Below are 2,778 nucleotides of genomic sequence, written 5' to 3'. Positions count from 1 at the left end.
CGGCGAGGCCGAGTTCCGCCAGATCGCCGACTGGATCATCGAAGTGGTCGACGGTCTGGCCGCAAATGGCGAGGACGATAACGGTGAGGTCGAGGCCAAAGTCAAAACCGAAGTCGCAAACCTCTGCGCCAGATTCCCTATCTATCCAAACTTGTAAACTGAAGGACACCAACCCATGAGCTTTCATTCCATCGAACAGGCTCCTGCCCGCCTAAACCGCAGCGAACTCGCCGTGCCTGGCAGCCAACCCGGAATGTTCGAAAAGGCCGCACAATCGGACGTGGATGTCATCTTCCTTGATCTGGAGGACGCCGTCGCGCCGGACGAGAAAGAACAGGCCCGCAAAAACATCATTGAGGCTCTGAACGACATCGACTGGGGCAGCAAGACCATGTCGGTACGCATCAACGGGCTCGACACGCATTACATGTACCGCGACGTGGTGGATGTGGTTGAACAGGCTGGCGAGCGACTTGATCTGATCATGATCCCCAAAGTCGGCACCGCGGCAGATGTCTATGCCGTCGACATGATGGTCACGCAAATCGAGGATGCAAAGGGGTACAAAAAACGCATCGGATTCGAGCATATTATCGAAACTGCGTTAGGGATGCAGAACGTCAGTGAGATCGCGGCGGCGTCGAAACGTAACGAAAGCCTGCATTTCGGCGTAGCCGACTATGCCGCCTCGACCCGCGCGCGGACGACTATTATCGGCGGTGTTAATCCGGATTATTCCGTTCTGACTGACGCCGATACGGACGGAGGACGCCTGACCCATTGGGGAGATATGTGGCACTATGCGCTTGCCCGCATGGTTGTGGCTGCCCGCGCCAATGGTTTGCGCCCAATCGACGGCCCATTTGGAGACTTCCAAGACCCGGACGGCTACAAAGCCGCCGCAAAGCGCGCGGCAGTATTAGGCTGCGAGGGCAAATGGGCCATCCATCCCAGCCAGATTTCACTGGCAAACGATGTTATGTCGCCGGGCGACGCCGAAGTCACCAAGGCACAACGCATTCTCGAAGCAATGGCCGAAGCCGAAGCAGCGGGAAAGGGAGCGGTTTCGTTGGATGGCCGCCTGATCGACTATGCTTCGATCCGTCAAGCTGAAGTTATGGTTGAAAAGGCCCGTCAAATCGCAGCAGCATGATCGCCTCATGACTTTACAATCGTCCATGTCTCAACGCGATTGTGCCGCCAACATATTTGCCGAAGCCATAGCCGCGGCAGATCCGGCGGTATCCCTGAGCAGACGGCTGCAATCAGCCCCATTGCCTGCGCCCAAACAGGGTGGGCGCAGCATCCTAATCGCGATTGGCAAAGCGGCCCCAGCCATGATGGCGGAAGCCTTGCAAAACGTTCAGGGTGATCATGTCGCTCTGGCCGTGACCCATTCCGAAAACCAAGCGGTCGTACCCGGTGCAACTGTGTTGAACAGTGCACACCCCGTTCCGGACGAACGGGGCCTCAAAGCCGGTCGCCAGATCATTGATCTGCTCAGCGCAGCACGCGAGCAAGATCAGATCATAGCGCTGATCTCTGGCGGGGGATCGGCCCTTGTTCCGGCACCTGTGGACGGATTGTCCCTATCGGATAAGATTGTGGTCAACGAGCTCTTGTTGTCTTCCGGATTGGACATCGTGCACATGAACCTGGTGCGCCAGCATCTGAGCCAGCTCAAGGGCGGAGGGTTTCTGCGACACGGTTCACCTGCACCGGTCACAGCCTATATTCTGTCGGATGTGATCGGAGATGACCTGCGTGCCGTTGCCAGCGGCCCCACTTCTCCACCCATCGGAACCCAAGCCGATGCCCGCAGGATCTGCATTGGGGCTGGCATCTGGAAGCGTCTGCCCCAATCCGTGCGGGACCATCTTGAACACAGCGTTCCTGAACAGACGATAGCAGTTGAAGCGACAAATCATCTGATCGGGTCGAACACGATAAGCCTTGAGGCTGCGCATCGCTGTGCGGCGCAGTTTTGTCGGGCTGAAATTGCATCCAAAGCACTGACAGGAGACGTGTCCGACGCTGCACGTCAGATTCTGCAAGCGGCCCGTTCTGTGGCTTCCGACCGCCCGGTCGCTCTACTTTTCGGAGGGGAGACAACCGTCCGGCTGCAGGGTTCGGGTCTTGGTGGGCGCAATCAGGAACTAGCGCTGCGCGTCGCCCAACTGGCGCAAGGGGAAGCTATTCCCGGCAACTGGATTTTCCTCAGCGGTGGAACAGATGGCCGTGATGGTCCGACCCCCGCAGCGGGTGCGATTGTGGATGTGGGAACATTCGACCGTATCCGCAATGCGGGGCAAAATCCGTCCACGCTGTTAGCAAACAACGACAGTCACCGTGCATTGGGACTATCGGGTGATCTTCTGATGACTGGTGCGACCGGAACCAATGTTGCAGATATCCAAGTATTGCTGCTTGGGCCTGAAGCTTGAGCGCGCGCTAAACTTGGCGGGCATCAGGTTGATATAGCGTCAGAGATGTCGAATTGGAAAGTAATGCCTGAATCCGTCGAGAAAGGTCCGATTCATGCGATAGTCTGATTTCAAAGCCATAAAAGAGGCGTTTGTTCCAATGTCACAGGCGATGTTTTAGGCTCTGACGGAAGGATATAGGCATTATTTTTGCGGGATGTTTGGCGTTGATCGGCGTGTAAGTAATTGTAATTTTCGTTCTAAAGTTGCTTTTTTGGAGTAGGGTTTGAACCTTTGGCCTTCAGGTTATGAGCCTGACGAGGTGAAGACGTTAAGCAATTGATCCAGTGGATCA

2 protein-coding genes and 1 pseudogene are annotated in these 2,778 nt (G+C 56.2%); all 3 read left to right on the top strand.

Annotation, left to right across the window (positions count from 1 at the left end; genetic code table 11):
- Positions 1 to 157: pseudogene (gene glyA, locus AC2FH6_RS21365) on the top strand (serine hydroxymethyltransferase); the annotation flags it as partial.
- 18 nt (positions 158 to 175) lie between these two features.
- Positions 176 to 1,153, top strand: coding sequence for an HpcH/HpaI aldolase/citrate lyase family protein (locus tag AC2FH6_RS21360; RefSeq protein WP_142640422.1), 978 nt, complete (start codon positions 176 to 178; stop codon positions 1,151 to 1,153).
- A 7-nt stretch (positions 1,154 to 1,160) separates the two neighbouring features.
- Positions 1,161 to 2,444, top strand: a complete 1,284-nt coding sequence (locus tag AC2FH6_RS21355) for a glycerate kinase type-2 family protein (protein WP_496693147.1) — start codon at positions 1,161 to 1,163, stop codon at positions 2,442 to 2,444.
- Positions 2,445 to 2,778 lie beyond the last annotated feature (334 nt).

It is taken from the genome of Ruegeria sp. CDSC045 (genome assembly GCF_059610725.1).
This window is presented reverse-complemented; position numbering and strand designations above follow the sequence as displayed.